Origin of the sequence: Streptomyces sp. SKN60 (assembly GCF_026236535.1) — a bacterium.
Classification (GTDB): domain Bacteria; phylum Actinomycetota; class Actinomycetes; order Streptomycetales; family Streptomycetaceae; genus Streptomyces.
Map to the genome: position 1 here is coordinate 109,311 of NZ_JAHTMW010000009.1, position 25,763 is coordinate 135,073.

Below are 25,763 nucleotides of genomic sequence, written 5' to 3' on the forward strand. Positions count from 1 at the left end.
GGTCAGTTCTGCCAGGCCACGAACGTGCCCCAGGCGGCGGGCTCCACGGTGAACGTGGGCCCGCCGTCGGCGTTCTTGGAGTCGCGTACGTGGACGGCGCGGGGGCAGGCGGCGACCTCGACGCACTCGCCGCCCGCGCTGCTGCTGTACGACGACTTGCGCCAGGCGAAGGCCACCTCGACGCAGTTGCCACCGCCGTCGTCGCTGTAGCTGGACTTGAACCAGCTCAAGGTCTCGCTCATGTCTGTACTCCCGCCAACCGCTCGATGAGGCCCAGTGACTCACGTGGGTCCAGGGCCTGTGCCCGGATCTTCGCATACCGCTGTACGTGCGTACTCACCTTCGCCCGGTCGGTGATCAGCAGGCTCTCGCCCTGGATCTCCAGGAAGGTCGCGCGGTCGTGCTCGGGGGTCTCGACGACGTTCAGATCGCCTCGGGCACCCGCGTACTCGCCCGCCAGACCGGCCGTCAGTGGCAGCACCTGAAGGTTCACGTTCCTCCGTCGCGCGCACTCCGCCAAGTACAGCAGCTGCTCGCGCATGATCTCCTCGCTCCCGATCGGCCGCCGCAGCACCGACTCGTCGAGGATCAGCTCGATCTCGCACACCACCTTCCGGTCGAACAGCGCCTTGCGCGCCATCCGTCCGATGACCAGTTCCTCCACCCGTTCCGGTGCCGGCTCCGGATACCCGCCCGCGATCAGGGCCCGCATGTACGGCTCCGTCTGGAACAGGCCGTGCATGACGTGGCCCGCGTACAGCCACAGTGCCAGCGCCTTCTGCTCGATCGGCGCGTAGCCGCGGAACTGCGCGGGGAGCCGCTCCAGGCGTACGAGCTCCCGCAGCTCCTCGAACACGCCCGTGCCGTCACCGAGCTCCTCCTCCAGCTTGACGAGCATCTCGTCGCTCACGGGATGGATCAGGCGCTCCATCGCGCTGATCGCGGCGCCCGTGTACCCCATGCGCGCCCCCAACTTCTCCTGAGTGAGCCCCGCGCGCAGGCGCATTTTCTTTGCGAGTGCCGCCGCCATGCGCGCCGCCGGACCCGCTGTTTCCTTGTTTTCCGCTTGCTTCATTCGCGTTCCCCATTCGGTCTCAACCGATCTCAACCGGCCTCAACTGCTCCCCGCCGAATTCGACTGCACAGAAGGAGCGTTGGCGCAGGTCAAGGGAATGCCGACGCGCCTTCGCAGTCGTGGAAAACGCTAGCGTCGACCCGTCACCATGTCCCTGTGAATGCCTCAAAAGCAGAGCGAAACATGAGCTCTTGTGATTGGATCCCCTATTTGGGTTTCCAACTCCGCAAGGCCGGCGTGCAATTCGACGCCATCCGCGTCGACGGCGATGAAGGGCGGCGCCTCGCCGATCTGATGGCGGCGCTCACCGGCGGCGAGCCGGGACCGGTGGTCCTGGAGGAGAACGGGCGGCGCGGGGTCTACTTCCTCCTCCCGCCCGGGTCGACGGCGCACCGGTCGTGGCCGCGCGGGGTGACGCGGTTCAATGCGGCGCCCGGGGTGGTGAGTTACGTCCCCGTCCCGGCGCTGTCGGGCAAGACCTGGCCCCTGACCTGGCGCTTTCCCCCGACCGCGCCGGACCGCTTCGTCCACCCGCTCCTCCTGAGGAGCGCGGTCACGGAGATCCTGGTGTGACGGGCGGGTGGGACAACTCGCGTCCCGAGCGCACGCCGGATGCCCTGCGCCTCGCCCTCGCCAGGATCGCTCCGCACCGGCTGGGGGAGATGCAGCAGCAGAAGAACGCGGCCTTCTCCCTCGCTGCCGAGCACGACTCACTCGGGCCCATTCATGGCTGGCTCAACGTCTGGGCGCGGGAGGTGGAGATCGAGCGCCGGTCCGATCTGTCCACCCGCCGCCGCCACGCCCTCGACGTGCTGCACCACACCGGTGGCAAGGGCGACCCCGCCTTCCGCGTCGCCATGGACGAGCTCCGCGCCGTCGAGGACGAAGCCGCGCGGGCGGTGTCCGAGTGACCTGGCGCTGGAAGTACGACCCCGACGAGGAGTACGTCGTCGGCGGCGTACCGCCCGCGATCGTCGCCGAGGTGGAGAAGCGGGCGCCGATGAACTGGTGCGGGCCGCCGAGGCCTTCTGCCTCGGCGGACCCGCGTACGAGGGGGAGGGGTCGAAGGGCACCGGTGACTTAGCGCCCGGCGGCGTGTTCACCTACTGGTGACCCTCCTCCGGGGGCTCCCCGGTCTCCCCGCCCCGCTGGGACTCCGCCGCCTCCCCGGCCCCTGAGGCCTCCACCGCCTCCACCGCCCGCGACAGCCGCTCCAGCACCCGTACCGTCTCGTCGAACGCCTCCTGGCCGCCCAGTTCGTGCATCAGGCGGGCGGCCAGTTCCGCGTGGCCCGGGACGATGCGGCGCATGGCGGCGCGGCCGGCCTCGGTCGGGGTGAAGAGCTTGGCGCGGCGGTGGGCGGGGTTCGGCTCGTAGGCGGCGAGGCCGTCCCGGACGAGGAGGTCGGCGATGCGCTGGACGCTCTGGCGGGTGATGCCCATGGCGCGGGCGATGCCGGAGACCGGGAGCGGCTCGTGGACGACGGCTCCCAGAACCTGCCACCAGGCGGCGGTGAGGCCGGCCGGTTCGGCCAGTTTCTCCGCCACGGAGAGGAACTGGCCGTTGAGGCGGAAGACGCCGAGGGCGGTACGGGAGAGGGCGTCCTGCTGGCGGCGGCTCATCCGGTTCGTTCCTGTCATCCGTTGAGCTCGGCGTAGGCCGCCGGGTCCGAGTCGTGGAACAGGCGGAACCAGGCGTCCCGCTTGCCCTCGTACGCGCCGAGGCGGGCGAAGATCTCGCGCGCGAAGGCCACCGGCTCGGTCGGACCGGCCGTGATCAGGTCGCCGTCCAGGACCGCGTCGGCCTCGACGTAGTGCTCGCCGCCCTTGTAGCCCGTGGCGGCCAGGTAGAAGGAGACGGCGCTGGTGTGCCGGCGGGCGTCGAGCAGGCCCTCCCGGGCCAGTCCGGCCGTGGCGCCGCAGATCGCGGCGACCGGGACGCCCGCGTCGAGGAAGGCGCGGGCCTTGGCGGTGAAGGGGGCGAGCTCGTCGCCCTCGTCGTACTTCTCGGCGCCCGGGAGGATCAGCAGCGCGCTGTCCTCGGGGGTCAGGTCGGCGAGGGAGAGGTCCGGGACGATCCGGATGCCCGCGATCGTCGTGATCGGGTCCCCCGCGCGCGTGCCGACGGTTTTGACCGTGAATCCCGCCCGGGCGAGCCAGGCGGTCGCGTGGCCCGTCTCCCAGTCGGCGAGGGTGTCGTAGACGGCGAGATGGACGGTGGCGGTGGCCTGGGGGGTCTCGATCTCGGTTCCAGTCATGACAGTAGGCTGTCATGATGACAGTTTGCTGTCAATGGAGTGCCTCTCGGCCCCGCCCGGCACACTGTCTCGTCCGCCCCGGTCTCGGTGGACAAGATGGTCATGGCCCGTCCCACCTGCGTTTCCTTACCCTCGGAGCCATGACCCCTCATGTCGAACCCGACCCCCAGGCCGGAGCTGCCGTCAAGGCCGCCGACCGCGCGCACGTGTTCCACTCCTGGTCCGCCCAGGGCCTGATCGACCCGCTCGCCGTCGCCGGCGCCGAGGGTTCGTACTTCTGGGACTACGACGGAAACCGCTACCTCGACTTCACCAGCGGCCTCGTCTACACCAACATCGGCTACCAGCACCCCAAGGTCGTGGCCGCCATCCAGGAGCAGGCCGCGAAGCTCACCACCTTCGCGCCCGCCTTCGCCATCGACGTACGCTCCGAGGCCGCACGCCTCATCGCCGAGCGCACCCCGGGCGACCTGGACAAGATCTTCTTCACCAACGGCGGCGCCGAGGCCGTCGAGAACGCCGTCCGCATGGCCCGTCTGCACACGGGCCGTACGAAGGTGCTCTCCGCCTACCGCTCGTACCACGGCGCCACCTCCACCGCGATCAACCTGACGGGTGACCCGCGCCGCTGGCCCTCCGACACCGCCTCCGCCGGTGTCGTGCACTTCTGGGCGCCGTTCCTCTACCGCTCGCCCTTCTACGCCACCACCGAGGCGGAGGAGAGCGCGCGGGCCCTGCAGCACCTGGAGGACACGATCGCCTTCGAGGGTCCGGCGACCATCGCCGCGATCATCCTGGAGACCGTCCCCGGCACCGCCGGCATCATGACCCCGCCGCCCGGCTACCTCGCCGGCGTCCGCGAGATCTGCGACAAGTACGGCATCGTCTTCGTCCTCGACGAGGTCATGGCCGGCTTCGGCCGCACCGGCAAGTGGTTCGCCGCCGAGCACTTCGACGTCGTGCCCGACCTGATGACCTTCGCCAAGGGCGTCAACTCCGGTTACGTGCCGCTCGGCGGCGTCGCCATCAGCGCCGAGATCGCCGCCACCTTCGACAAGCGGCCGTACCCCGGCGGCCTCACCTACTCCGGGCACCCGCTGGCCTGCGCCGCCGCCGTCGCCACCATCGACGTGATGGCGGAGGAGAAGGTCGTCGAGCACGCCGCCCACATCGGCGAGACCGTCCTCGGCCCCGGCCTGCGCGAGCTCGCCGAGCGCCACCCGTCGGTCGGCGAGGTGCGCGGCATGGGCGTCTTCTGGGCGCTCGACCTGGTCAAGAACAAGGAGACGCGCGAGCCGCTCGTCCCGTACAACGCGGCCGGCGAGGCCAACGCGCCCATGGCCGCCTTCGCCGCCGCCGCGAAGAAGAACGGCCTGTGGCCCTTCGTCAACATGAACCGCACCCACGCGGTCCCCGCCTGCAACGTCACCGAGGCGGAGGCGAAGGAGGGCCTGGCGGCCCTGGACGCGGCGCTCAGCGTCGCCGACGAGCACACGGTGTGACGACGCCTGCCGCTCCGCGGTGACCGGTCCGACCGTCACCCAACGGTGATCTGCCCCCTCCCGGCCCTGGATTAGGGTGTCCGGAAGTCGTACGGAGGGGGCCGGTCACCATGGCCGCGAGCGGAGCAGGAGTCACCCGCAGCACCCTGCGACAGCAGATCGCGGACGCGCTGCGTGACGAAGTGCTCGCGGGGCGTCTCCAGCCGGGCCAGGAGTTCACGGTCAAGCAGATCGCCGAGCAGTACGGGGTTTCGGCGACGCCCGTACGAGAAGCGCTGGTCGACCTGTGCGCGCAGGGGCTCCTCGACTCCGACCAGCACCGCGGCTTCCGCGTGCACGAGTTCTCGGTCGACGACTACCGGGGCATGGTCGAGGCCCGGATGCTCGTCGTGGACGGCATCTTCCGCCGCCACGCCCCCGTCTCCCAGCCGCCCGCCGAGCCCGACGTCTCCTACGGCGTCGCCCTGGTCTCCATACGCCGCCGGGGCGAGGCCGCCGCGCGGGCGGCCCGCGCCGGCGACCTCGACGTCCTCATCGGCTACGACATCCGCTACTGGCGCGAGCTCGGCCGCCTCGTCGCCGCCAACGACTACATCGCCGACTTCCTGCACCGCCTCCGCGTCCAGGCCTGGGTCTTCTCCGTGCCCTATCTGCGCGCCGACCGCGATCTGCTCGGCTGGCTGTGGAGCGAGCACATCGAGCTGGTCGACGCGATCACGCGCGGCGACGCGGCCGGCGCCGTCGACGTCGTACGCGCTTACAACACGCGCTCCCTGGAATGGGCGGACCGGCTGGACGCCCGCGCCGGCCGTACGGGTTGAGGAGCCCCTGGCACGGGCAGGCACCCAGCGGGTGTGCGGGATCACGAGGCCGCACTACCCTGACGGTCCCTGCAGTCCGTGCAATCCCTGCACTCCATGCTTGAGCAACCGACGGAGAGCGAGCCTGTCTTGGCCTGTGACCTGTGGCTGGTCCCCCTCGTCGACGTGCTGTGCCACAGCCCCGACAACCCCTTCGCCGAGGAGATCGCGGTCTACGACCACGCCCTGACCTCGGCCGGCCTGCCCACCGTGCCCGTCTTCGCCTACATGCCGGGGCTCTCCGGGGACGTCGCCCCCGTCGCCGGGTTCGACTACGAGGCCCTGCACTTCCTGCGCCGCGCCTATCTGCTCCAGATGTGCGGGCTGCCCGTGGAACCGGTCGGCGAGCTGGGCGGGGACTACGAGCAGCTCCTGGAGATGTTCGAGGCGACCGCCCAGCAGTCCCACCTGGTGTGGCACTACGACCACGCCGGCGCCTACGTGCCGGTCGACTTCCCGGCGCCGCTCTCCAACGACGAGCTGCTCGCGGGCGGCGGCCCGCTCGGCTCCTCGCAGGGGCTGCTGCGGGAGCTGGAGTTCGTGGCGCCCGCGATCGGCATCGACCCCGCGAACCCGCCGGCCGCGCCCCGGCCCCCGGAGCGGCCCACCGACCTGGACGAACCCGCCGCCCCCGTGCCGTACGAGGACGACAGCCCCTTCGCCCGCGAGCGGCACGTCTGGCTGGGCCTCCACGCGGCGGCGACCCGCAGCCTGGGCCAGGGCTCGATGATCATCCTCAGCTGACCCGCGGGTGGGTCGGCCGGGCCCGGTCCGGGTAGGCATCCGGCCAGGGGGCCGCCCCACCCTTACGGGCGGTCCCGTACGGGCACCCCTCAGCGCGGCTCCGGCGGCCGCTGCCGCGGCATGTTCGGGCGGGTGCCCGGCGGGAGCGGGAAGCGGCCCGCGGGGTGGCCGGCCTCGGGGCGGGGCGGGGCGGTGCCGACCGACTGCAGGGCCAGCGGAGCGGGGCCCGAGCGGAACTCGACCATCCAGTCGGCGGTCTCCGCCCGTACCAGCTCCGTGATGTCCTCCGAGAAGCGCCGCAGCACGCCGAGGCAGCGCTCGGCGGCCTCGCTGGCCGTGCCCTCGGTGGGGCCGAGCACCTCGCGGACGCTCTCCGAGGCCCAGTCGAACTGCAGCGCCTGGAGCCGGCGCTGCACGGCCTGGGCGGTGGCCATGTTCCTTATCCAGCCCGAGGTCAGGCCGAAGTAGCGGTCGCAGGCCAGACAGGCCGCGCCGAGCAGCAGCGACAGATAGCCCCAGCCGGCCGTGCCCTCGGCCACCCCGGTCAGGTCGAGCAGCGGCAGCGCGGCGCCCGCGATCACGCCGACGGCGGTGCCGATGCGCAGGGCGCGGGCGCAGCGGCGCTTCCAGACGCGGTCGGAGAGATACCACTCGGCGGTGCGCAGCGCGTTGGACTCGACCCAGCGGTAGAGCTCGTCGAGGCGCTCGGCGGGCTCGCCCCAGTCGCCCAGCGGGAAGGGGGACCCGGTCAGATCACGGTGGTGGGCGGCCGGGCCTCCGGTCTTCCCCGGAGCCTCGGGCTTCCCCGGGCCCTCGGGATTCCCCGGCTGCGGCTGCATGTCCGGCTGCTGGCTCACCGGGGAACTCCTCTGTTCAGCTCAGCGCTCATGTCCTTCTGTGACGTGCGGTGCACGTGGTGCCTGCCCTTCCTACCGCCGAATGGTGGGCTGTGGGCCCGGAATCCCGGGATTTCCGCCCGCAAGAGGGTGTTGATCAGGTAGAGGAGCCCGCAGTTTCTCACTCGAAAGAGTTGTGTCGGCACCCCGGTCCACGAGCACGTAGGCTCGGCTTACCGAGCGAGTACCGACGGTGTACCGACCGACTTCCGACATCAGCAGGAGTGAGTGACCGTGTTCCCCGGTGGTGGCCAGCCCAACATGCAGCAGCTCCTCCAGCAGGCCCAGAAGATGCAGCAGGATCTCGCCCGCGCCCAGGCGGAGCTCGCGGCGACCGAGGTCGAGGGGCAGGCGGGCGGCGGCCTGGTCAAGGCCACCGTGACCGGCTCCGGCGAGCTGCGCGGCCTGGTGATCGACCCGAAGGCGGTCGACCCGGAGGACACCGAGACCCTCGCCGACCTGATCGTGGCCGCCGTGCAGGCCGCCAACGACAACGCGCAGCAGCTCCAGCAGGCCAAGCTGGGCCCGCTGACCCAGGGCCTGGGCGGCGGGATGCCGGGCCTCGGCTTCTGATGCCGGGCCTCCTGGGCCCGGGCTTCTGATGCCTTCCGGCCCGTACGGCTTCTAACGCTGCATTTAAGCCACTACCGTAAGAATCAAGCATTCCCCGAGAAGGGCGCTCGCGTTGTACGAAGGCGTGGTTCAGGACCTCATCGACGAGCTGGGCAGACTGCCCGGTGTCGGTCCCAAGAGCGCCCAGCGGATCGCCTTCCACATCCTCCAGGCCGAGCCGACCGACGTGCGGCGGCTCGCCCAGGCGCTCCTGGAGGTCAAGGAGAAGGTCCGCTTCTGCGCGGTGTGCGGCAATGTGGCGCAGCAGGAGCAGTGCAACATCTGCCGCGATCCGCGCCGGGACCAGACGGTCATCTGTGTGGTCGAGGAGCCGAAGGACGTCGTGGCGATCGAGCGGACCCGCGAGTTCCGCGGCCGCTACCACGTGCTCGGCGGCGCCATCAGTCCCATCGAGGGGGTCGGCCCGGACGACCTGCGGATCCGCGAGCTGCTGGCGCGGCTCGCGGACGGCACGGTCACCGAGCTGATCCTGGCCACCGACCCGAACCTGGAGGGCGAGGCCACCGCGACGTACCTGGCGCGGATGATCAAGCCCATGGGCCTCAAGGTGACCCGCCTGGCCAGCGGACTTCCCGTCGGCGGCGACCTGGAGTACGCCGACGAGGTCACCCTGGGGCGTGCCTTCGAGGGGCGGCGGCTGCTAGATGTATGACGACGACCGGGTCCGTGCGGTCCGTGCGGTCCGTGCGCACGACGGCGCACTCTCAGGGAGGCTCCTCGATGTCTGACGCCACGCTGCACTCCATCACTCAGGACCCGGACGACTTCGCGGTGCAGATCGCGGACTCGATCGAGAGCTTCATCGTCGCCACGACCGAGGTCGCCAAGGGCGACGAGCCGGACAGCGCGGTGCCCTTCCTGCTCCTGGAGGTCTCGCAGCTGCTGCTCGCCGGCGGGCGGCTCGGCGCGCACGAGGACATCGTCCCGGACGAGCGGTACGAGCCGGACGCGGGCCCGGACCTGGACGTGGACGAGCTGCGGGAGCGGTTCGCGGCGCTCCTGGAGCCGGTGGACGTGTTCTCCGAGGTCTTCGACCCGTACGAGCCGCGCAAGGCGCCCGTACCGGCGCGGATCTCCGACAACCTCGCCGACATGATCACCGATCTGCGGCACGGTCTGGCGCACTACCGGGCGGGCCGGACCAGCGAGGCGCTGTGGTGGTGGCAGTTCTCGTACTTCTCGAACTGGGGCCCCACCGCCTCCGCCACCCTGCGCGCCCTCCAGTCCCTGGTGGCGCACGTCCGGCTCGACCAGCCGCTCGCCGACCTGGCGGGGCTCGACACGGACGAGGACCTGACGGAGGACGTCCTCGCGGAGGAGGCGGGGCGCGTGATGGCGGAGGAGCTGGGCGGCCTCGGCCGCAAGGGGGCCTGACGCCTCGGCCGCAAGGCGGTCTGACGGACCTCGGACCTGTCTGAAGGCCGGGGGCCGGCTGTCGCCGTCACAGCCGGCCCGCCTCCACGATCCGGCTGAGGAACCGTCGGGTCCGCTCGTGCGCGGGCGCGCCGAAGACCTCGGCCGGGGCGCCGCGCTCCAGGACGACCCCGTCGGCGAGGAAGCAGACCTGGTCGGCGACCTCGCGGGCGAAGCCCATCTCGTGGGTGGCGACGACCATGGTCATGCCGTCCTCCTTGAGGTCCCGGACGACGTTCAGGACCTCGCCCACCAGCTCCGGGTCGAGCGCCGCGGTCACCTCGTCGAGGAGCAGCAGCCGGGGCCGGTTCGCGAGGGCGCGGGCGATGGCGACGCGCTGCTGCTGGCCGCCGCTGAGCCGGTCCGGGTATTCGGCGGCCTTGTCCCCGAGTCCGAGCCGGCCGAGCAGCTCGCGGGCGCGGTCCTCGGCCTCGCGGCGGGCGGCCTTGTGGACGCGGCGCGGGGCGAGCGTGATGTTGTCGAGCACGCTCATGTGCGGGAAGAGGTTGTACGCCTGGAAGACGACGCCGATCCGGCGCCGTACGGCATCGGCGTCCACGCGCGGGTCGGTGATCTCCTCGCCGTCGAGGAAGATCGCGCCGTCGTCGACCTCCTCCAGGAGGTTGGCGCACTTGAGGAGGGTCGACTTGCCCGAGCCGGAGGCGCCGATGAGGACGGTGACCGAGTGCTGCGGGACGGTGAGGTCGACATCGCGCAGGACGACCGAGCTGCCCTGCCCGTGCCCGTACGTCTTGCGGACCGATTCCAGTCTCAGGACGGGCTCCGGCTCGGGCTCCGGCTCCGGCTCCGGTGCCTGGGTCATACCGTGCCTCCCTGGGACTGGCGGCGGTTCATCCGGGCCGTGACCCAGTCGGTGAACCGGGTCATCGGGATCGTGAGGACGACGAAGACGAGGCCCGCGACGACGTACGGGGTGTAGTTGAAGGTCTTGCCGGCCAGGATCTGCGCCGCGTACACGGCGTCGACCGCGCCCGCGATGGAGACCAGACCGGTGTCCTTCTGGAGCGAGACCAGGTCGTTGAGGAGCGGCGGCACCACCCTCCGTACGGCCTGCGGCAGGACGACGAACCGCATGGTCTGCGCGCTCGACAGGCCGAGGGAGCGGGCGGCGGCCCGCTGGGCCGGGTGCACGCTCTCGATGCCGGCCCGGAAGACCTCCGCGAGATAGGCGGAGTACGTGAGGACCAGCGCGATCCCGCCGAGGACGACGGGGTCGGTGGGGACGCCCTGGAGGCGCAGCGCCGGCAGGCCGAAGATCACGGCGAGCAGGCAGATGATCAGCGGCAGGCCGCGGAAGAAGTCGACGTACGCGGTGGCCAGCGCCCGCAGCGGGAACAGCGCCGGGCCGCGCACCGTACGGGCGAGGGCGAGCAGCATCCCGAGGGCGAGCGCGACGGCGCCGCACACCACGAGCAGGCGCAGGTTGAGCCACAGGCCGTCGAGGACCAGGGGCAGCGCCCGGCGGGCGTACTCCGCGCTGAAGAAGGTCTCCTTGGTACGCGGCCAGCCGGGGGAGCGGGTGACGACCACGTACAGGACGGCGAGCGTCACGGCGGTGCTGAGCGCGGCGACGGCGGTGGCGCGGCGGGTACGGGAGCGGCGGTGGCGCTCGCGGGCGAGCCGCCGCGCCGACGGGGTGTACGTGTCGTCGGGCGCGGCGGCCTCCTTCGCGAGGTCGCTGGTGGTCACTTGAGCACCGGCGCGCCCGCCGCGTCCGACAGCCACTGCTTCTCCAGGGCGGCGAGGGTGCCGTCCTTGCGCAGGGCGTCCACGGCCCGGGAGACGCACGACGTGAGCGCGGAGCCCTTGTCGAGGACGAGGCCGAACTGCTCCTTGGTGCCCCCTGTCGCTTCGAACTGGCCGACCACCTTGGCCTCCGGGACCTCGGCGCCGGTGATGTAGAAGGCGGTGGGGAGGTCGACGACGATGGCGTCGACCTGGCCGTTCTTGAGGGCGGACTTGGCGAGGTCGTTCTTCTGGAAGACGGCGGCCGGGCGGTCCGGCTTGATCTGCTCGTTGATCACGTCGAGGCTGGTGGTGCCGACCTGCGCGCCGAGCCGGGCGCCCTTGAGACCGGCGAGGTCGGTGGCCTTGGCGGCGGGGGAGTTCTTGAGTGCGATGACGGCCTGGCGCACGTCGTAGTAGCCGCTGGACAGGTCGACGGCCTTGCGGCGGTCCTCGTTGACCGAGACCTGGTTGATGTCGAAGTCGAAGGTCTTCGCGCCGGGCGCGAAGGCGTTGTTGAAGGCGACCTTCTGCCAGACCACGTCCTTCTCGGTGAAGCCGAGGCGCTTGGCGACGGCGTACGCGACGGCCGACTCGTAGCCCTTGCCGTTGGCCGGGTCGTCGTCCTGGAACCAGGGGGCGTACGCGGGCGTGTCCGTGCCGACGGTGAGCTTCCCCTTGGCCTTCGTGGCCAGGGCGGCGGGCGCGCAGGAGGCGGCCGTCGCCGAGGAGTTGGAGGCCGAGGGGCCGGTCGGGCCGGAGGCGGTGCCGTCGGCCTCCTGGGGCGCGCAGGCGGAGGCGGCGAGGGCGGTCAGCGCGGCGAGGACCGCGAGAGCGGCGGGGGCGGGACGTGATCGCATGGCGGGAGACTCGCAGCCGGGACGCGGCCTGTCCAGGGCTGCAATCATGTGTTCATGACGGGGAGCGGAGTGTCGGGCAGCCGGTCGGACGGTCGGTCGAAGGCCCTTTGGTGGGCGGGGATCGGGATCGGGGTCATCGGGGTCGCGGCCCTGGTCGCGGTGGCCGTGGCCGACCTCGGGAAGGCCGATCAGATCGCGAGCGTGGCCGGCGCGGTGCTCGCCGCCGCCGGGCTCGGCCTGTCGCTGTGGTCCCTCAGGGGCGGCGGCAGCGGCGGCGCGGCAGCGACCGGCGTGACGGCCGCCGGTGAACGGTCGGTCGCGGCGGGCGGGAACATCGGGGCGGTGGCCACGGGGGACGGGGCGACGGCAGGACCGGCGCCCACGCCGCCCGCGTCCGGCGGAACTCCAGCTCCCGGCAACCCCGTTGCGGGTCCCGTCACCGCCTCCGGCGACCGTTCCGTGGCCGCCGGCGGTGACATCGGCAGCGTGTCCACGGGGGACGCATGAGGGGACGTAAGGCGGGAGACGTCGAGGCCGGGGGTGAGCGTTCGGTCGCGGCGGGCGGGAACATCGAGCGGGTCACCACCGGCGACCACGTCACCCAGGTCGAACACGCCACGCTCCTCCCGCCGGAGGCCCTGAACGCGGCCTCGGCGACCCACCCCCTGGTCAACGTGCCGCGCCGCAGCGCCCATTTCGTCGGCCGCCGGGAGGAGTTGGAGCGGCTGGACGAGGGCTTCGCGGCGGGCTCCGACCTGCTCGTGATCTGCGGGCTCGGCGGCGTCGGCAAGTCCACCCTCGCCGCGCGCTGGGCGGAGAGCCGGACAGAGGGCCGGACAGACAGCCGGAGTTCAGCAGGCCATGAACCGCCCGCGCTCGTCTGGTGGATCACCGCGGAGAGCCGCGCCGATCTGGACGCCGGTCTGGCGGGCCTCGGCGCCGCGCTGCAGCCCGCGCTCATCGACGTACTGCCGCCGGAAGCCCTGCGTGAGCGGGCCCTGCAGTGGCTGTCCGGGCATGACGACTGGCTGCTCGTCCTCGACAACGTCTCCGCGCCCGAGGACCTCGCGCCGCTGCTCGACCGGGTCCGGCGCGGCCGGATCCTCGTCACCACCCGGCAGACCGGCGGCTGGCACGGCATCGCCCGCGTCCTGACCCTGGACGTGCCGGCCCCGCACGAGGCCGTCGAGATGTTCACCCGGATCCTCACCCACACCGGCCCCCGGGACACCACCGGAGTGCACCGACTGTGCGCCGTGCTCGGGCAGTTGCCGCTGGCGATCGACCAGGCCGCCGCGTTCTGCGGACAGACCGGCACGAGCCCCGTCGAGTACCTGGAGCAGCTCTCCTCGTACGCGGGGGAGGTGTACGCCCTCCGGATCGGCGGCGGACCGCAGGGCGGCGGGGGCACCGACGGCGCGGCGACCGTCGCCTGGACCTGGCGGCTGACGCTCGACCGGCTGGCCGAGGCCGATCCGCTGACCGGCACCCTCCTGCGGGTCCTCGCCTGGTGGGCGCCGGACCGGATCCCGCGCGCGCTGCTCGACCGGATCGCCGCGCCCTTCGCCGTACGCGGCGCGCTCGGGCTGCTCGCCCGGCACAGCATGCTCACCGTCCACGACGACGGCACCGTGTCCGTACACCGGCTGGTCCAGGCGCTGGCGCGCACGCCGGACGCGGATGATCCGCACCGGCGGGCGGCGGACATCGACGCGGCCCGGCGGACGGCGGAGGAGGCGCTGCTCGCCGTACTGCCGGAGCATCTGGACGACCCGGTGGGGTGGCGGGCCTGGCAGCTGCTCTTCCCGCACGTCGACACCTATGCCCAGCAGGCGGACGCGTCCGTGGACACCGCGCAGACGGCGGAACTGATCGCGCGTGCGGCGTGGCGGCTGCTCGACACGGGGGACTGGGACCTGGCGGAGGAGTGGTTCGAGAGGGCTGTCCGCGCCCGTGAGCGGGTCCTCGGCGCGGACGACCCGCTGACCGTGCTCGCCCGGGAGGGCGTCGCCGAGTGCTGGGCGCGGACGAATGAGCCGGCCGCGGCGGCGTGGGCGCAGGAACAGGTCGTCGACGATCTCACCCGGCTGCTCGGGGAGGAGCGGGCCGAGACGCATCTGGCGCGGGCGCGGCTCGGGGTCACCGTGCGCCATCTCGGCGACACCGAGGGCGCCGTGAGGCTGCTCGAAGGGGCGTTGGCCGGTCTGGAGCGCCTGCTCGGGGCTGCCCATCGGGACACCCTGCGGGTACGGAACAACCTGGGGGTGGCGTATCAGGTCGCCGGGCGTGCGGAGGAGGCGATCGCCGTGCACGAGGGGACGCTCGCCGAGCGGGTGCGGCTCCTGGGGCCAGGGCACTCCGACACGCTCACCTCCCGGCTCAACCTGGTGCATCTGTACGTCGAGGTGGGGCGGACGGAGCGGGCGGCCGCCGGTTACGACGCTGTTCTCGCGGACAGCCTGCGCCTGCTCGGCGAGGACCATCCGTTCACGGTCCACGTACGGCACACCGCGCGGCCGGGCCCGGGGTACCGGCCCTTGAGCGGTACCGAAATGTGAGACGGCCCACACGCCCGCGTACATCCCGGCCGCCCGGGAAGGCGGTGGCCAGGGCGGGCCGAGCCACCGGAGCAACGCGCGCATGATCACGTACCGAGCATCGCATCTCAGGATGTGATATACGGTCGGCGATTCCGGCCCGCTCGTTAAACTGACGCCGACCGCAGTGTTCACTGCGGCAGAGACTGAGCGAGGAGCGCACGTGGGCCTTGTCGTGCAGAAGTACGGAGGCTCCTCCGTTGCCGATGCCGAAGGCATCAAGCGCGTCGCCAAGCGAATCGTGGAAGCCAAGAAGAACGGCCACCAGGTGGTCGTCGTGGTCTCCGCGATGGGCGACACGACGGACGAGTTGATCGATCTCGCCGAGCAGGTATCCCCGATGCCGGCCGGCCGTGAGTTCGACATGCTGCTGACCGCCGGAGAGCGGATCTCCATGGCCCTGCTGGCCATGGCGATCAAAAACCTGGGCCACGAGGCCCAGTCGTTCACGGGCAGCCAGGCCGGTGTCATCACCGACTCGGTCCACAACAAAGCGCGCATCATCGATGTCACGCCGGGCCGGATCCGTACCGCGCTCGACGAGGGCAACATCGCCATCGTGGCCGGCTTCCAGGGCGTGTCCGCCGACAAGAAGGACATCACCACCCTGGGCCGCGGCGGCTCGGACACGACCGCCGTCGCCCTGGCCGCCGCGCTCGACGCCGAGGTCTGCGAGATCTACACGGACGTCGACGGCGTCTTCACCGCCGACCCGCGCGTGGTGAAGAAGGCGAAGAAGATCGACTGGATCTCCTTCGAGGACATGCTGGAGCTCGCCGCCTCCGGCTCCAAGGTGCTGCTGCACCGGTGCGTCGAGTACGCACGCCGCTACAACATCCCGATCCACGTCCGCTCCTCCTTCTCGGGGCTGCAGGGCACGTGGGTCAGCAACGAACCGACAGGGGATCCGAAGGTGGAGCAGGCCATCATCTCCGGTGTCGCGCACGACACCTCCGAGGCCAAGATCACGGTCGTCGGCGTGCCGGACAAGCCGGGCGAGGCCGCCGCCATCTTCCGGGCCGTCGCGGACGCCGAGATCAACATCGACATGATCGTGCAGAACGTGTCCGCGGCCTCCACCGGCCTGACGGACATCTCCTTCACGCTCCCCAAGGCCGAGGGCCGCAAGGCCATCGACGCCCTGGAGAAGACGAAGGCCACGATCGGCTTCGACTCGCTGCGCTACGACGACCAGATCGGCAAGATCTCCCTGGTCGGCGCCGGCATGAAGACCAACCCGGGCGTCACCGCGGACTTCTTCCGCGCGCTGTCCGACGCGGGCGTCAACATCGAGCTGATCTCCACCTCCGAGATCCGCATCTCGGTCGTGACCCGCGCCGACGACGTCAACGAGGCCGTGACCGCCGTGCACACCGCCTTCGGTCTGGACTCCGACTCCGACGAGGCCGTCGTCTACGGCGGCACCGGCCGGTGACGTGCCCCCGGTAGGTACGTCGGGTACATCGGGCACGGGTACATCGGGCATGCCCGGCACCGGCAAGCCGACGCTCGCGGTCGTGGGAGCGACCGGGGCGGTCGGCTCCGTGCTGCTCCGGACGCTGTCGCACCACGCGGACGTCTGGGGCGAGATCCGGCTGCTCGCCTCCCCTCGTACGGCCGGCCGCAGGCTGACCGTACGAGGGGAGGAGTGCGAGGTCCTCGCGCTGAGCGAGGCGCACGAGGAGCACCTGGCGGGCGTCGACCTCGCGCTCTTCCTGGTGCCCGAGGCCGTCGCGGCCCGCTGGGCGCCGATCGCCGCCGCCAAGGGCGCGGTGGTCGTGGACACCTCCGCCGCCTTCCGGGGCGACTCCGACGTGCCGCTCGTGGTCCCCGAGATCAACGCGCACGCCGCCCGGGTGCGCCCGCGCGGCATCGTCGCCAGCCCCGGCTGCGCGACCCTCACCCTGGCCGTCGCCGCGGGCGCGCTGCACGCCGAGTACGGACTCGACGAGCTCGTCGTGACGGTCCAGCAGGCCGCCAGCGGTGCGGGCAGGGCCGGTACGGGCGCGCTGCGCGAGCAGCTGGCCCTGGTCACCGGCAGCGAGCTCGGCAAGCACCCCGGGGACGTCCGGCGGGCCGTCGGCGACCACACCGGCCCCTTCCCCGGGCCGCTCGCCCTGAACGTGCTGCCCTGGTCGGGCACGCCCGCCGCCGACGGCTGGTCCTCCGAGGAGCTGGCCGTCCGCGAGGAGATCCGCAAGATCCTGGACCTGCCGCGGCTGCGGGTCACCGCCACCTGCGTCCGGGTGCCGGTCGTCACCGGGCACTCCGCCTCCGTGCACGCCCGCTTCGAGCGGCCGGTGACGGTGGAGCGCGCGCACGAGATCCTGGCCACCTCGCCGGGAGTGGTGCTGTACGACGACCCCGCCGCCGGCGACTACCCGACGCCGGCCGACGTCGTGGGCACCGACCCCACGTGGGTGGGGCGGGTGCGCCGGAGCCCCGACGACGAGCGGGCCCTGGAGTTCTTCGCCTGCGCCGACAACCTCCGCAAGGGCGCCGCCCTGAACGCCGTACAGATCGCCGAGCACATCGCGGCCGAGCTGTCCGGCCGCCCCTCAGGCACTCCGGCCGGTGAAGGCCTCTGCCGGTGAGTGTCCGAAAATCGGCCTCCCCGTGTCGATCAACTTTGTAGGATCTGTGAACGCCTTGTGAGCAAATCGGCGTCGGATGCCTCTTGATCAGGTCAGATGTCCTGGACGACGATGCTGTTCCCTCCCTCTGCAACCGGTGGTCGGGCGGGAGCGTCTTCGCGTGCACCCGAACCATGTGCCACGGAGCACGTCGCACAATGGGGCATCGGGGGAGAACGGGTACGCATGAGGGCGAATGGCGCACCGCCAAAAACGGTGCCGTACGCGTACAACCCTGACGGGGGGAAGCGTGTCCAACAGGCGTGGCAGAGGTACTCGACATCGCAGCGGTCATCCCGCTGCGCAGCGCAGCGGTCGCGGTGCGCCCGCTCCGGCGGCCGCGCCCGGCCGGCGGCATGCCGGTGATCGCGCCGATGCCCATCAGGACCGGCCGGCCGGCCACCATCAGCGGTATTCCGGCGCCCCGCGAGGGCGCTGACGACACGATGGCTGCCGGCACCACCGTCGACCACCTCACCGAGACCTACCGCGCGCACTACCGCTCGCTCCTGGGTCTCGCCGCGCTGCTCCTCGACGACACCGCCTCCTGCGAGGACGTCGTCCAGGAGGCCTTCATCCGGGTGCACTCGGCGCGCAGCCGGGTGCGCGACCCCGAGAAGACCCTGGCCTATCTGCGGCAGACGGTCGTCAACCTCTCGCGCTCCGCGCTGCGCCGGCGCATCCTCGGCCTCAAGCTGCTCTCCAAGCCCATGCCCGACATGGCGAGCGCGGAGGAGGGCGCCTACGACCAGCTGGAGCGGGATGCGCTGATCAAGGCGATGCGCGGACTCCAGCGGCGGCAGCGCGAGGTCCTGGTGCTGAGATACTTCGCGGACATGACGGAGGCTCAGGTCGCGGAGACCCTCGGGATCTCCCTGGGCTCCGTCAAGGCGTACGGCTCCCGCGGCATCGCGGCGCTGCGCGTCGCCATGGAGGCCACGTCATGAGCGGGCCGCTGGACGGCGCCGGTGACGGCACCCGGGAGGGTGCCCGTGACGGTGCCGCGGAGAGGCGCGCCGCGGCGCGGCAGGCCCGCGCGCAGTGGCGCGGGCAGCACGACGAGCACGGTGACCGGGACGACCTGAGTGGACGCGGGATGGTGAACGAAGCGCCGGACAACGGCACGCCCGACGAGCTGGCGCTGCGGCGGCTGCTCCAGGGCGCGGTGGCCGGTCTCGAACCCACCGAGGGCGCGCTCGACCACCTGCGCCGCGCCGTGCCCGCCCGGCGGGCCCGCAAGCGGCAGGCGCTGGTCGGCATGGCCGCCGCGGTCGTCCTCGTCGGTACGGCCGTCCCGGCCCTGGTGCACGTCGCCTCCTCGGACGGGATCACCGCCGACAACGCGATCAACGCCGGGCACGGCGAGCAGGCCCAGGGCGGCACGGGCACCGAGACCGGCATCGAGGGCGGGCAGCACACCGCCGCCCCGCTGCCCGGCACCGCCGCGCCGAAGCCGGGCGAGGCCGACGGCACCAGCGGGAAGCCGAGCGCCTCGGCGCAGAACCCGGGCACCGGCACCGACCCGGCCGGCACGCCGACCGGTGCCCCGCCGACCCAGCCGGTCTGCGCGGCCGGGCAGCTGGGCGTCAGCTCGGTCCAGACGGGCGCGCCCGACGCCACCGGCAAGGTCTACGGCACCTTCCGCATCGCCAACGTCTCCGCCAGCGACTGTGTGGTCGGCGGCGCCGGCCAGGTCGGCTTCGCCGCCCGCGGCGCGGCCGACGGCGCGAAGATCGCGGTCGTCGAGCACACCAGCGGGGACGCGGCGAGCGGTCTGCCCGACCCCTCGCAGGAGGCGCCCCAGCTGCTGCTGACCCCGGACAACGCGTACGAGGTGCGGTTCGCCTGGGTGCCCAGCGAGACCTGCCCCACCACCGGCACCACGCCGACGCCCACCCCCACCCCGTCGACGGGCGGCTCCACCTCGGGGGGCGCGGGCACGACCGGCGGCTCCACGGGCACGGGAGCGGCGGACAACGCGGTGGCACCTCAGCTCGGCACCGACGGCACCCCGTCCGACGGCAGCGTCGAGGTCACCCACACCGCCGACCCCGGCGGCCCGGTCGCCGCGGCCACCATCCCCAACGCCTGCGCCGGCACGATCTACCGCACGGGAGTCCTGGACGCGTCCTGAGGACCGGGGCCCCGGCCGGGCGCGGGGCCTTGGCCCGTGGCCTGGGGCCCCGGGGACCTACAGGCCCAGGGCGGCGTCCCGGGAGGCCTCGGCCTCCCGGCGGAGCAGGCGGAACCACATGAAGACCACGAAGCCGGCGAACACGAACCACTCGGCCGTGTAGCCCAGGTTCTGGAAGGCCTTCATGTCCAGGCCGGTGCCCGCGGCCGCCTGGGCCGGAACCGGGGTGAGGCCGGAGGGCGACTCGGTCAGGGTGATCCAGGCGTCGTAGACGTCGTCCGACACCACGTTCACCAGGGACGCCGCGCTGATCATGCCGAGCTGGCCCTGCGGCAGCCCGCCGGCCGTGCGGACGCCCTTGGTGCCCTGGCTCTCCGAGGCCTGCAGCGCGCCCGTCACGGTGACCTCGCCGGACGGCGGGGCCGGCGCCTTCGCGCCGGACGGCAGCCAGCCCCGTACCACCGGCAGCGCCCGGCCGCCGTCGGTCTTCAGCAGGGTCAGCACGTACGCGCCGGAGCGCCCGTCCAGCTCCCGGTCCGGGACCAGGAACTGCTCGCCGTACCGCCCGCTGGCCCGGGCGACCCGCCCCGAGGTCTCCTTGTCCACCGGCAGCAGGGTGTCCAGCGCCTCGGGCGCCTGGGTCGACGGGTCGGGCCGCCGCTCCGCCTGTTCGTGCGACGCGACACGGTCCTCGAACTTCCCCATCTGCCAGGTCCCCATGAACAGGCAGAACGGGATCGCCAGCAGGACGAAGACGTTGATCCCCCACCAGCGGGGCGTTCTCAGGAACCGGTACACACCCCCACGGTACGCAAGGCCGTTCAGCCCACCTCCTTCCGGGTCCCCAAGTGGCGGGCCGCGAAGTCCAGGTCAAGGGCGACCTGCTTGATCCGCTCGTCCACCACCAGCGAGCCGTGGCCCGCGTCGTACCGGTACACCTCGTGCACCGCGCCGCGGGCCGCCAGCCGGTCCACGTAGTTGTCGATCTGGCGGATCGGGCAGCGCGGGTCGTTGACGCCGGCGGAGATGTGCACCGGGGCCGTCACCGCGTCCACATAGGTCAGCGGCGACGAGGCCGCGTACCGCTCGGGCACCTCCTCGGGCGAGCCGCCGAGCAGCGTGCGGTCGAGCGCCTTCAGGGCCTCCATCTCGTCCTCGTAGGCCGTCACGTAATCCGCGACGGGCACCGCGGCGAGCCCGACCGCCCAGGCGTCCGGCTGGGTGCCGAGGCCGAGCAGGGTCAGATAGCCGCCCCACGAGCCGCCGGCGAGGACGAGCCGCTCCGGGTCGGCGAGGCCGCTGTCGACGGCCCAGGTGCGGACCGCGGCGATGTCCTCCAGCTCGATGAGCCCGACCCGGTGCTTCAGCGCGTCCGTCCACTCCCGGCCGTAGCCGGTGGAGCCGCGGTAGTTCACCCGCACCACCGCGTACCCGTGGTCGACCCAGGCCGCGGGACCGGACGCGAAGGCGTCGCTGTCGTGCCAGGTCGGGCCGCCGTGCACCTCGAACACGGTCGGGAACGGGCCCTCGCCCTCCGCCGGACGCTGCACCAGCGCGTGGACCCGGCCCCCGGGGCCCTCCACCCACACGTCCTCCACCGGCACCGACGGCGGCGCCTTCTGCCCCGGAGGGTCCAGGACCACCGAGCCGTCCGTGGAGCGCACGACCGGCGGCTGGGCGGCCGAGGACCACAGGTACTCCACCGAGCCGTCCGGGCGGGCCGTCGCGCTCGACACCGACCCGGCCGGGGTGTCCACCCGGACCAGGGCGCCGGTGCCGATCTCGTACCGCCACAGCTCGCTGCGGGCCTCGAAGCCGTGCACGATCAGCAGCCCCGAGCCGTCCGGATACCACTCCGCCGACACGTCGCCCGGCAGGTCGAGCCGCAGATCGGTCTCCGCGCCCGTGGCCACGTCCCACAGCATCGGCTCCCAGCGGCCGCGCCGCTGGTGCCCCACGAGCAGCCGGGTGTCCCCGGCCAGCGGCGCGAAGCCGAGGACGCTCAGGCCCAGCTCCTCCGTACCGCCCTTGGTGTCGTCGAGCTCCGCCACCACCGAGGCGTCCGCGGCCCGCAGCACCCGGATCGCCGAGTGCATCGCGTCCCCGTGCTCGGTGTGCTCGACCGCCACCAGGGTCGCGTCGTGCGACAGGTCGCCGACCCCGGCCGACTCCCGGTGCCGGTAGATCTCCACCGGCCCGTCGGCGCCGGGGCGGACGAGATGCACGGTCGAACCGTCCTCGTCCGTGGACCGGCCCACCACGACCGTGCCGTCCCGGCCGAGCGCCAGCCCCGCCGGATAGGAGGCGGCGAGCCCCGGCACGGCCTCCTCGTCCGCACCGCCGCCGAACGGCTGCCGCATCCACACGCCGAACTCGTCGCCGTCGGTGTCCGCGAACCACCAGACCCACCGCCCGTCCGGGCTGAGCGTGCCGTCCGTCGTCCCGTTCGGCCGGTCGGTGACCTGCCGCTGCCCGCCGGTCGCCCGGTCCCACGCGTACAGCTCGAAGGTCCCCGTCGCGTTCGACACGAACAGCGAACGGTCCGGGGCCTCCTCCGCCCACTCGGGCAGCGACACCCGCGGCGCCCGGAACCGCTGCTCCCAGAGCGGCACCGCGGTGCCGTTGTCCTCGACGTCGGCCTTGCCGCCGGCCTTGCCGCCGGCCTTGTCCCCGGCCTTGTTCCCGGCCTTGTTCTCGTCCTTGATCTCCGTCATGCAGCCATGATGCTCCGCGCGACCGACAAACCGTTCGCCCCGCCCACGAACCTGTGGATAACCTCGCGGACATGTACGCATCACAGCCGCCCGAGGACTGGTACGAGGCCAACCGGGCCCGCTGGGACGAGCGCGTCCCGCTGCACGCCGCCAGCGAGTTCTACGGCCTCGCTGATTTCCGGGCCGGCAAGGACCCCCTGCGCGACTTCGAGCTCGCCGAGGTCGGCGACGTCACCGGCCGCAGCCTGCTGCACCTGCAGTGCCACATGGGCCAGGACACCCTGTCCTGGGCCCGCCACGGCGCCTCCCGCGTCGTCGGCCTCGACTTCTCCGAGCCCGCCGTCGAGACCGCCTGCACCCTCGCGGCCGACCTCGGCCTGGGCCCGGACCGGGCGGCGTTCGTCGCCGCCGACGCCTACGACGCGGCCGGGGCCGTGCCCGACTCCGCGTACGACATCGTCTACACCGGTGGCGGGGCGCTGTGCTGGCTCCCCGACATCGACCGCTGGGCCGAGACCGCCGCGGCCCTGGTGGCCCCCGGCGGCTTCCTCTACCTCGCCGAGTTCCATCCGCTCATCGACGTCTTCGACGACGAGACCGGCTCGCGGGTGATCAACGACTACTTCACCAGCGACGTGTGGGTGGACACCACCCCCGGCACCTACACGGACATCGAGACCGAGATCGAGACCGTCCACAACCGCAGCGTGGAGTGGCAGCACCCGATCGGCGAGGTCGTCACCGCCATCGCCAAGGCGGGCCTGCGCATCGAGTTCCTGCACGAGCACGACGTCACGCTGTTCGAGCGCTACGGCACCCTCAGGCGCCACGACGACGGTTACTACCGCTTCCCGGCGGACCGTCCCCGTATCCCGCTGATGTACTCGATCAAGGCGTCCAAGCCGGCGGCCTGACCGGCGCCCCGCCCGCGTCGGTGCTCATCCGGCTTGCGTGCGGGGCCAGTTGTCGGCGGGATGTCGGTCGCGGTGTCTACGATGTCCGCATGTTCGTATTCGTCGTGGTCGCCGCCGTCTTCGCCGTGCTCTTCGGGCTCGGCGTGCTGCGCGACCGGCGGCGCTTCAGCAACGCGGTGTACCTCGGACTCGCCGTCAGCTTCCTCGGCCTCGGGCTGCTCGCCGGGATCGACGAGGCGCCGCACGGCGTGGCCGAGACGGTCATGGTGGTCGGGCTGCTCGTGCTCGCGCTCGGCCCGGTGGCCCTCGCCGGGCTGCTGTGCGCCAACGGGGTCAAGATGGTCCGCAAGGAGGGCAGACGCCCCGCCAACCTGCTCTCGCTGCTCGCCGGGCTCGGCATCTTCGGCGTCATGGGCCTGATGGCCGCCGCCTTCGCCACCGGGTCGCAGACCCTCGGGATCGTCGTCGCCACCCTCCTGATGATCCTCGGCTATGTCTCCTTCCTCTTCCTCTGCTTCATCGGCTACGCCTTCCTGTACGGCCGGATGCGCATCCGCCGCGACGCCGACTACGTCGTCGTCCTCGGCTCCGGGCTCATAGGCGGCCGCCGGGTGCCGCCGCTGCTCGCCAGCCGGCTGGAGCGCGGTCGTGAGGTGTACGAGACGCTGGCCCGGCGCCGCGAGGTGGACCGCACCCCGGTCCTGATCACCTCCGGCGGTCAGGGCCCCGACGAGCAGCTGCCCGAGTCGCACGCCATGGCCGACTATCTGATGGAGCGCGGCTTCCCGGCCGACCGGATCGTGCGCGAGGACCGCTCGCGCACCACCGAGGAGAACATGCTCTTCAGCAAGGCCGTGATGGAGGCGGAGCGCCCCGGCTCCGAGTGCGTGATCGTCACCAACAACTTCCACGCCTTCCGGGCCGCCCTGATGGCCCGGAAGGCGGGGGTGAACGGTCAGGTGGTGGGCTCGCCGACCGCCGCGTACTTCTGGCCGAGCGCGACCATCCGCGAGTTCGCCGCGGTCTTCCTCCAGTACAAGGCGGTCAACCTGGGAATCTGCGGCTCCCTGGTCCTGCTGGGAGGCCTGGCCCTCGCCTTCACGGGGTGAGGACCGGCCGAGCGGACCATGGGCGACGTACTACCGCATGTCAGACAGCGCGGGAGGTCCTACCCTGGAAGTCCTACCCTGGAGGGCAGGCGGCCCGGCGCGCGGAGGCGACGTCATGAGAGCACGGCACCACTTCCACATCGACTACCGCGGCCACTCGGTCAGCGCCACCGTCCAGACCGGACACCACCCGGTCGTCGAGATCCTGGTCGACGGCAAGGAGACGGGCCACGCGACGAGCCAGGACGACCGCCCGGTCATGGTCCACATCGAGCTGCCGACCGAGCCGCCGACCCCGGTCGTCGTCCGGGCCACACCCGGCCCGGGGGTGCCGCGCTGCCTGCTGCTCGGCCCGGAGGAGCAGGAGGGCCATGTGATGGCCCCGCGGATCTACTGATCTCCTGATCTATTGATCTACTGAGCCGCTGCCGGACCGACCGGCCGACCGACTGACCGGCCTGGCTCAGCTGAGCCAGGCCATCCCGATCAGCAGGAAGACGACGAAGGCGACCGCACCGGCCACGGCGGCGGTTCTGCGCGGTCTGCGCCGGGATATCGCCGCCAGCGCGTTCTCGGTGGGCGGCTGGGCGCGCCGGGACGTCCGTGACTGCGGCGGTGTCGGCGCCATCACGGCCGGGCCGGGAGCCGGGGCCGGGGCGGCCTGCGGTGCGTGGTGCGGCGCGCGCGGTGCGGTGTGCGGTGCCGTGTGCGGTGCCGTGTGCGGTGCCGTGTGCGGTACGGGACGGGGTACGGGCTGCGGTACGGCCGGGGGCAGCGGCATCGGCTGGTCGCGCCACGAACCCGAGGTGAACCAGTCGGCGATGGCCTGCGCCGAGGGGCGCTGCTCCGGCTGCTTGGCGAGCAGCGACAGCAGGTACGCCTCGAAGGCGGCCGGCATCGGCACGCCGAGCTGCCGCGGCGGCGCCGGCGGGGTGTCGATGTGCTGGTAGAGCAGCGCGGTCGCGGTGTCGGCGCGGAACGGCGGCTGTCCGGTGAGCAGTTGGTAGAGCACGCAGCCCAGCGAGTACACGTCCGAGGCGGGCGAGGCGGGCTGCCCGAGGGCCCGCTCGGGCGCGAGATAGAGGCCGGTGCCGACGATCTGGCCGGTGGTGGTGAGTCCGGCCGAGGGGTCGTCGACGAAGCGGGCGATGCCGAAGTCGGCGAGCTTCACGGTCCCGTCGGCGTCCATCAGCAGGTTCCCCGGCTTGATGTCGCGGTGCACCACGCCCTGCCGGTGCGCCGCGGCGAGCCCGGCGGCGGCGTGCGCGGCCACCGTGGCCACCTGCTCGGGCCCGAGCACCACCGAACGGCCCCGGTCGCCGGCCAGGCTGTCGCCGGACACCAACTCCATGACGAGGAACAGCTTGCCGTCCCAGGTCCCGAAGTCGAAGACGCCGACCACATGCGGATGGCTCAGCCGCGCCGCGGTCTGCGCCTCCATCCGGAACCGCTCGGCCGCCGACGGATCGTGCTCGTGCCCCAGCATCAGCTTCACGGCGACATCGCGCCCGAGCACCTCGTCGGTCGCCCGCCACACCTCACCCATGCCGCCACGCCCGACACACACTTGGAGCTGATATCGGTCCGCGACCAGCACCTGAGACCCACCCTTCTTCTCGACGCCCCATCGTAGAGCGGGTTTTGAAGGGCTCTTGCGTCGCGTCCGGATCAAGGGA

Annotated in this window: 28 protein-coding genes; 17 read left to right on the forward strand and 11 right to left on the reverse strand. The window is 72.3% G+C overall.

Annotated elements, in window-relative coordinates:
- Positions 1-2 precede the first annotated feature (2 nt).
- Together KV205_RS16890 and KV205_RS16895 are read right to left on the reverse strand one after the other, a co-directional pair.
- Entirely contained in the window at positions 3-242 is a 240-nt protein-coding gene (locus KV205_RS16890) for a DUF397 domain-containing protein (protein ID WP_265865192.1), read from the reverse strand.
- Entirely contained in the window at positions 239-1,075 is an 837-nt protein-coding gene (locus KV205_RS16895) for a helix-turn-helix transcriptional regulator (RefSeq protein WP_265865391.1), read from the reverse strand. The genes KV205_RS16890 and KV205_RS16895 overlap by 4 nt, the downstream gene beginning before the upstream one ends.
- Before the next feature lie 183 nt (positions 1,076-1,258).
- On the opposite strand from KV205_RS16895, the gene KV205_RS16900 reads away from it, so the two are divergent.
- Together KV205_RS16900 and KV205_RS16905 are read left to right on the forward strand one after the other, a co-directional pair.
- Positions 1,259-1,648, forward strand: a complete 390-nt coding sequence (locus tag KV205_RS16900) for a hypothetical protein (protein ID WP_265865193.1) — start codon at positions 1,259-1,261, stop codon at positions 1,646-1,648.
- Positions 1,645-1,986, forward strand: a complete 342-nt coding sequence (locus KV205_RS16905) for a hypothetical protein (RefSeq protein WP_265865194.1) — start codon at positions 1,645-1,647, stop codon at positions 1,984-1,986. The genes KV205_RS16900 and KV205_RS16905 overlap by 4 nt, the downstream gene beginning before the upstream one ends.
- A gap of 192 nt (positions 1,987-2,178) precedes the next feature.
- Here the strand turns inward: KV205_RS16905 and KV205_RS16910 are convergent, their stop codons facing one another.
- Together KV205_RS16910 and KV205_RS16915 are read right to left on the reverse strand one after the other, a co-directional pair.
- Positions 2,179-2,697, reverse strand: a complete 519-nt coding sequence (locus tag KV205_RS16910; protein ID WP_265865195.1) for a MarR family winged helix-turn-helix transcriptional regulator — start codon at positions 2,695-2,697, stop codon at positions 2,179-2,181.
- A gap of 14 nt (positions 2,698-2,711) precedes the next feature.
- Positions 2,712-3,332 carry a DJ-1/PfpI family protein gene (locus KV205_RS16915; protein ID WP_265865196.1) on the reverse strand — a complete coding sequence of 207 codons (621 nt, stop codon included), beginning with the start codon at positions 3,330-3,332 and terminating at the stop codon, positions 2,712-2,714.
- A 140-nt stretch (positions 3,333-3,472) separates the two neighbouring features.
- On the opposite strand from KV205_RS16915, the gene KV205_RS16920 reads away from it, so the two are divergent.
- The 3 genes from KV205_RS16920 (at position 3,473) to KV205_RS16930 (ending at position 6,438) form a co-directional block, all read left to right on the forward strand.
- The gene (locus KV205_RS16920; protein ID WP_265865197.1) at positions 3,473-4,834 is read left to right on the forward strand and encodes an aspartate aminotransferase family protein; all 1,362 of its coding nucleotides are present in this window, start codon (positions 3,473-3,475) and stop codon (positions 4,832-4,834) included.
- Positions 4,835-4,944: 110 nt separating this feature from the next.
- Positions 4,945-5,655, forward strand: coding sequence for a GntR family transcriptional regulator (locus KV205_RS16925; protein WP_265865198.1), 711 nt, complete (start codon positions 4,945-4,947; stop codon positions 5,653-5,655).
- A gap of 129 nt (positions 5,656-5,784) precedes the next feature.
- On the forward strand, positions 5,785-6,438 hold the full coding sequence (locus tag KV205_RS16930) for a hypothetical protein (RefSeq protein WP_265865199.1): 654 nt from the start codon (positions 5,785-5,787) through the stop codon (positions 6,436-6,438).
- 89 nt (positions 6,439-6,527) lie between these two features.
- Here the strand turns inward: KV205_RS16930 and KV205_RS16935 are convergent, their stop codons facing one another.
- Positions 6,528-7,277 (reverse strand): SLATT domain-containing protein, encoded by a 750-nt coding sequence (locus KV205_RS16935; RefSeq protein ID WP_274710545.1) that lies wholly within the window; start codon positions 7,275-7,277, stop codon positions 6,528-6,530.
- A 291-nt stretch (positions 7,278-7,568) separates the two neighbouring features.
- Here KV205_RS16935 and KV205_RS16940 point away from each other — a divergent pair, with 291 nt between their 5' ends.
- From KV205_RS16940 to KV205_RS16950, 3 genes are all read left to right on the forward strand, one after another.
- Positions 7,569-7,907, forward strand: a complete 339-nt coding sequence (locus KV205_RS16940; protein ID WP_265865392.1) for a YbaB/EbfC family nucleoid-associated protein — start codon at positions 7,569-7,571, stop codon at positions 7,905-7,907.
- 112 nt (positions 7,908-8,019) lie between these two features.
- Complete coding sequence (gene recR, locus KV205_RS16945; RefSeq protein ID WP_265865201.1) at positions 8,020-8,619, forward strand: recombination mediator RecR; 600 nt, start codon at positions 8,020-8,022, stop codon at positions 8,617-8,619.
- A 68-nt stretch (positions 8,620-8,687) separates the two neighbouring features.
- Positions 8,688-9,341 carry a DUF5063 domain-containing protein gene (locus KV205_RS16950; RefSeq protein ID WP_265865202.1) on the forward strand — a complete coding sequence of 218 codons (654 nt, stop codon included), beginning with the start codon at positions 8,688-8,690 and terminating at the stop codon, positions 9,339-9,341.
- A 67-nt stretch (positions 9,342-9,408) separates the two neighbouring features.
- On the opposite strand, the gene KV205_RS16955 is transcribed toward KV205_RS16950, so the two are convergent.
- From KV205_RS16955 to KV205_RS16965, 3 genes are read right to left on the reverse strand one after another with little or no spacing between them, the layout of a single operon-like run.
- Positions 9,409-10,203 (reverse strand): amino acid ABC transporter ATP-binding protein, encoded by a 795-nt coding sequence (locus KV205_RS16955; protein ID WP_265865203.1) that lies wholly within the window; start codon positions 10,201-10,203, stop codon positions 9,409-9,411.
- Positions 10,200-11,090: an amino acid ABC transporter permease gene (locus KV205_RS16960; protein ID WP_265865204.1), complete on the reverse strand. Its 891-nt coding sequence runs from the start codon at positions 11,088-11,090 to the stop codon at positions 10,200-10,202. Before KV205_RS16960 ends, KV205_RS16955 begins: the two co-directional genes overlap by 4 nt.
- A complete protein-coding gene (locus tag KV205_RS16965) occupies positions 11,087-11,986 on the reverse strand; it encodes an ABC transporter substrate-binding protein (RefSeq protein WP_265865205.1) in 900 nt (299 codons plus the stop codon). Before KV205_RS16965 ends, KV205_RS16960 begins: the two co-directional genes overlap by 4 nt.
- A 54-nt stretch (positions 11,987-12,040) precedes the next feature.
- Between KV205_RS16965 and KV205_RS16970 the strand changes: the two genes are divergently transcribed.
- The 6 genes from KV205_RS16970 (at position 12,041) to KV205_RS16995 (ending at position 19,350) form a co-directional block, all read left to right on the forward strand.
- Entirely contained in the window at positions 12,041-12,493 is a 453-nt protein-coding gene (locus tag KV205_RS16970; protein ID WP_265865206.1) for a hypothetical protein, read from the forward strand.
- Positions 12,490-14,544 carry a tetratricopeptide repeat protein gene (locus KV205_RS16975; RefSeq protein WP_265865207.1) on the forward strand — a complete coding sequence of 685 codons (2,055 nt, stop codon included), beginning with the start codon at positions 12,490-12,492 and terminating at the stop codon, positions 14,542-14,544. Before KV205_RS16970 ends, KV205_RS16975 begins: the two co-directional genes overlap by 4 nt.
- Before the next feature lie 202 nt (positions 14,545-14,746).
- Positions 14,747-16,018 (forward strand): aspartate kinase, encoded by a 1,272-nt coding sequence (locus tag KV205_RS16980; RefSeq protein WP_265865208.1) that lies wholly within the window; start codon positions 14,747-14,749, stop codon positions 16,016-16,018.
- 49 nt (positions 16,019-16,067) lie between these two features.
- The gene (locus KV205_RS16985; protein WP_265865209.1) at positions 16,068-17,177 is read left to right on the forward strand and encodes an aspartate-semialdehyde dehydrogenase; all 1,110 of its coding nucleotides are present in this window, start codon (positions 16,068-16,070) and stop codon (positions 17,175-17,177) included.
- 302 nt (positions 17,178-17,479) lie between these two features.
- A complete protein-coding gene (locus KV205_RS16990) occupies positions 17,480-18,163 on the forward strand; it encodes a SigE family RNA polymerase sigma factor (RefSeq protein ID WP_265865210.1) in 684 nt (227 codons plus the stop codon).
- Entirely contained in the window at positions 18,160-19,350 is a 1,191-nt protein-coding gene (locus tag KV205_RS16995; protein ID WP_265865211.1) for a hypothetical protein, read from the forward strand. Before KV205_RS16990 ends, KV205_RS16995 begins: the two co-directional genes overlap by 4 nt.
- A gap of 57 nt (positions 19,351-19,407) precedes the next feature.
- Here the strand turns inward: KV205_RS16995 and KV205_RS17000 are convergent, their stop codons facing one another.
- On the reverse strand, positions 19,408-20,148 hold the full coding sequence (locus tag KV205_RS17000; protein WP_265865212.1) for an SURF1 family protein: 741 nt from the start codon (positions 20,146-20,148) through the stop codon (positions 19,408-19,410).
- Positions 20,149-20,171: 23 nt separating this feature from the next.
- Entirely contained in the window at positions 20,172-22,064 is a 1,893-nt protein-coding gene (locus tag KV205_RS17005) for a prolyl oligopeptidase family serine peptidase (RefSeq protein ID WP_265865213.1), read from the reverse strand.
- A gap of 71 nt (positions 22,065-22,135) precedes the next feature.
- Here KV205_RS17005 and KV205_RS17010 point away from each other — a divergent pair, with 71 nt between their 5' ends.
- The 3 genes from KV205_RS17010 to KV205_RS17020 all read left to right on the forward strand — a co-directional run bounded on the left by KV205_RS17010 (position 22,136) and on the right by KV205_RS17020 (position 24,484).
- Positions 22,136-22,978, forward strand: a complete 843-nt coding sequence (locus KV205_RS17010) for a bifunctional 2-polyprenyl-6-hydroxyphenol methylase/3-demethylubiquinol 3-O-methyltransferase UbiG (protein ID WP_265865214.1) — start codon at positions 22,136-22,138, stop codon at positions 22,976-22,978.
- Positions 22,979-23,067: 89 nt separating this feature from the next.
- Complete coding sequence (locus tag KV205_RS17015) at positions 23,068-24,087, forward strand: YdcF family protein (protein ID WP_265865215.1); 1,020 nt, start codon at positions 23,068-23,070, stop codon at positions 24,085-24,087.
- A gap of 115 nt (positions 24,088-24,202) precedes the next feature.
- A complete protein-coding gene (locus KV205_RS17020; protein WP_265865216.1) occupies positions 24,203-24,484 on the forward strand; it encodes a hypothetical protein in 282 nt (93 codons plus the stop codon).
- Between the two features lie 66 nt (positions 24,485-24,550).
- Here KV205_RS17020 and KV205_RS17025 read toward each other — a convergent pair whose 3' ends face one another.
- Positions 24,551-25,684, reverse strand: a complete 1,134-nt coding sequence (locus KV205_RS17025; protein WP_265865217.1) for a serine/threonine-protein kinase — start codon at positions 25,682-25,684, stop codon at positions 24,551-24,553.
- Positions 25,685-25,763: the final 79 nt, after the last annotated feature.

What these genes read in the sequence shown, in the direction of transcription:
- KV205_RS17005 (WP_265865213.1), bottom strand. Translation starts at nt 22,064, where the DNA reads ATGACGGAGATCAAGGACGAGAACAAGGCCGGGAACAAGGCCGGGGAC.
- KV205_RS17010 (WP_265865214.1), top strand. Translation starts at nt 22,136, where the DNA reads ATGTACGCATCACAGCCGCCCGAGGACTGGTACGAGGCCAACCGGGCC.
- KV205_RS17015 (WP_265865215.1), top strand. Translation starts at nt 23,068, where the DNA reads ATGTTCGTATTCGTCGTGGTCGCCGCCGTCTTCGCCGTGCTCTTCGGG.
- KV205_RS16910 (WP_265865195.1), bottom strand. Translation starts at nt 2,697, where the DNA reads ATGAGCCGCCGCCAGCAGGACGCCCTCTCCCGTACCGCCCTCGGCGTC.
- KV205_RS16920 (WP_265865197.1), top strand. Translation starts at nt 3,473, where the DNA reads ATGACCCCTCATGTCGAACCCGACCCCCAGGCCGGAGCTGCCGTCAAG.
- KV205_RS16950 (WP_265865202.1), top strand. Translation starts at nt 8,688, where the DNA reads ATGTCTGACGCCACGCTGCACTCCATCACTCAGGACCCGGACGACTTC.
- KV205_RS16995 (WP_265865211.1), top strand. Translation starts at nt 18,160, where the DNA reads ATGAGCGGGCCGCTGGACGGCGCCGGTGACGGCACCCGGGAGGGTGCC.
- KV205_RS16975 (WP_265865207.1), top strand. Translation starts at nt 12,490, where the DNA reads ATGAGGGGACGTAAGGCGGGAGACGTCGAGGCCGGGGGTGAGCGTTCG.
- KV205_RS16890 (WP_265865192.1), bottom strand. Translation starts at nt 242, where the DNA reads ATGAGCGAGACCTTGAGCTGGTTCAAGTCCAGCTACAGCGACGACGGC.
- KV205_RS16965 (WP_265865205.1), bottom strand. Translation starts at nt 11,986, where the DNA reads ATGCGATCACGTCCCGCCCCCGCCGCTCTCGCGGTCCTCGCCGCGCTG.
- KV205_RS16900 (WP_265865193.1), top strand. Translation starts at nt 1,259, where the DNA reads ATGAGCTCTTGTGATTGGATCCCCTATTTGGGTTTCCAACTCCGCAAG.
- KV205_RS17020 (WP_265865216.1), top strand. Translation starts at nt 24,203, where the DNA reads ATGAGAGCACGGCACCACTTCCACATCGACTACCGCGGCCACTCGGTC.
- KV205_RS16970 (WP_265865206.1), top strand. Translation starts at nt 12,041, where the DNA reads ATGACGGGGAGCGGAGTGTCGGGCAGCCGGTCGGACGGTCGGTCGAAG.
- KV205_RS16925 (WP_265865198.1), top strand. Translation starts at nt 4,945, where the DNA reads ATGGCCGCGAGCGGAGCAGGAGTCACCCGCAGCACCCTGCGACAGCAG.
- KV205_RS16915 (WP_265865196.1), bottom strand. Translation starts at nt 3,332, where the DNA reads ATGACTGGAACCGAGATCGAGACCCCCCAGGCCACCGCCACCGTCCAT.
- KV205_RS16935 (WP_274710545.1), bottom strand. Translation starts at nt 7,277, where the DNA reads ATGCAGCCGCAGCCGGGGAATCCCGAGGGCCCGGGGAAGCCCGAGGCT.
- KV205_RS16985 (WP_265865209.1), top strand. Translation starts at nt 16,068, where the DNA reads ATGCCCGGCACCGGCAAGCCGACGCTCGCGGTCGTGGGAGCGACCGGG.
- KV205_RS16955 (WP_265865203.1), bottom strand. Translation starts at nt 10,203, where the DNA reads ATGACCCAGGCACCGGAGCCGGAGCCGGAGCCCGAGCCGGAGCCCGTC.
- KV205_RS16895 (WP_265865391.1), bottom strand. Translation starts at nt 1,075, where the DNA reads ATGAAGCAAGCGGAAAACAAGGAAACAGCGGGTCCGGCGGCGCGCATG.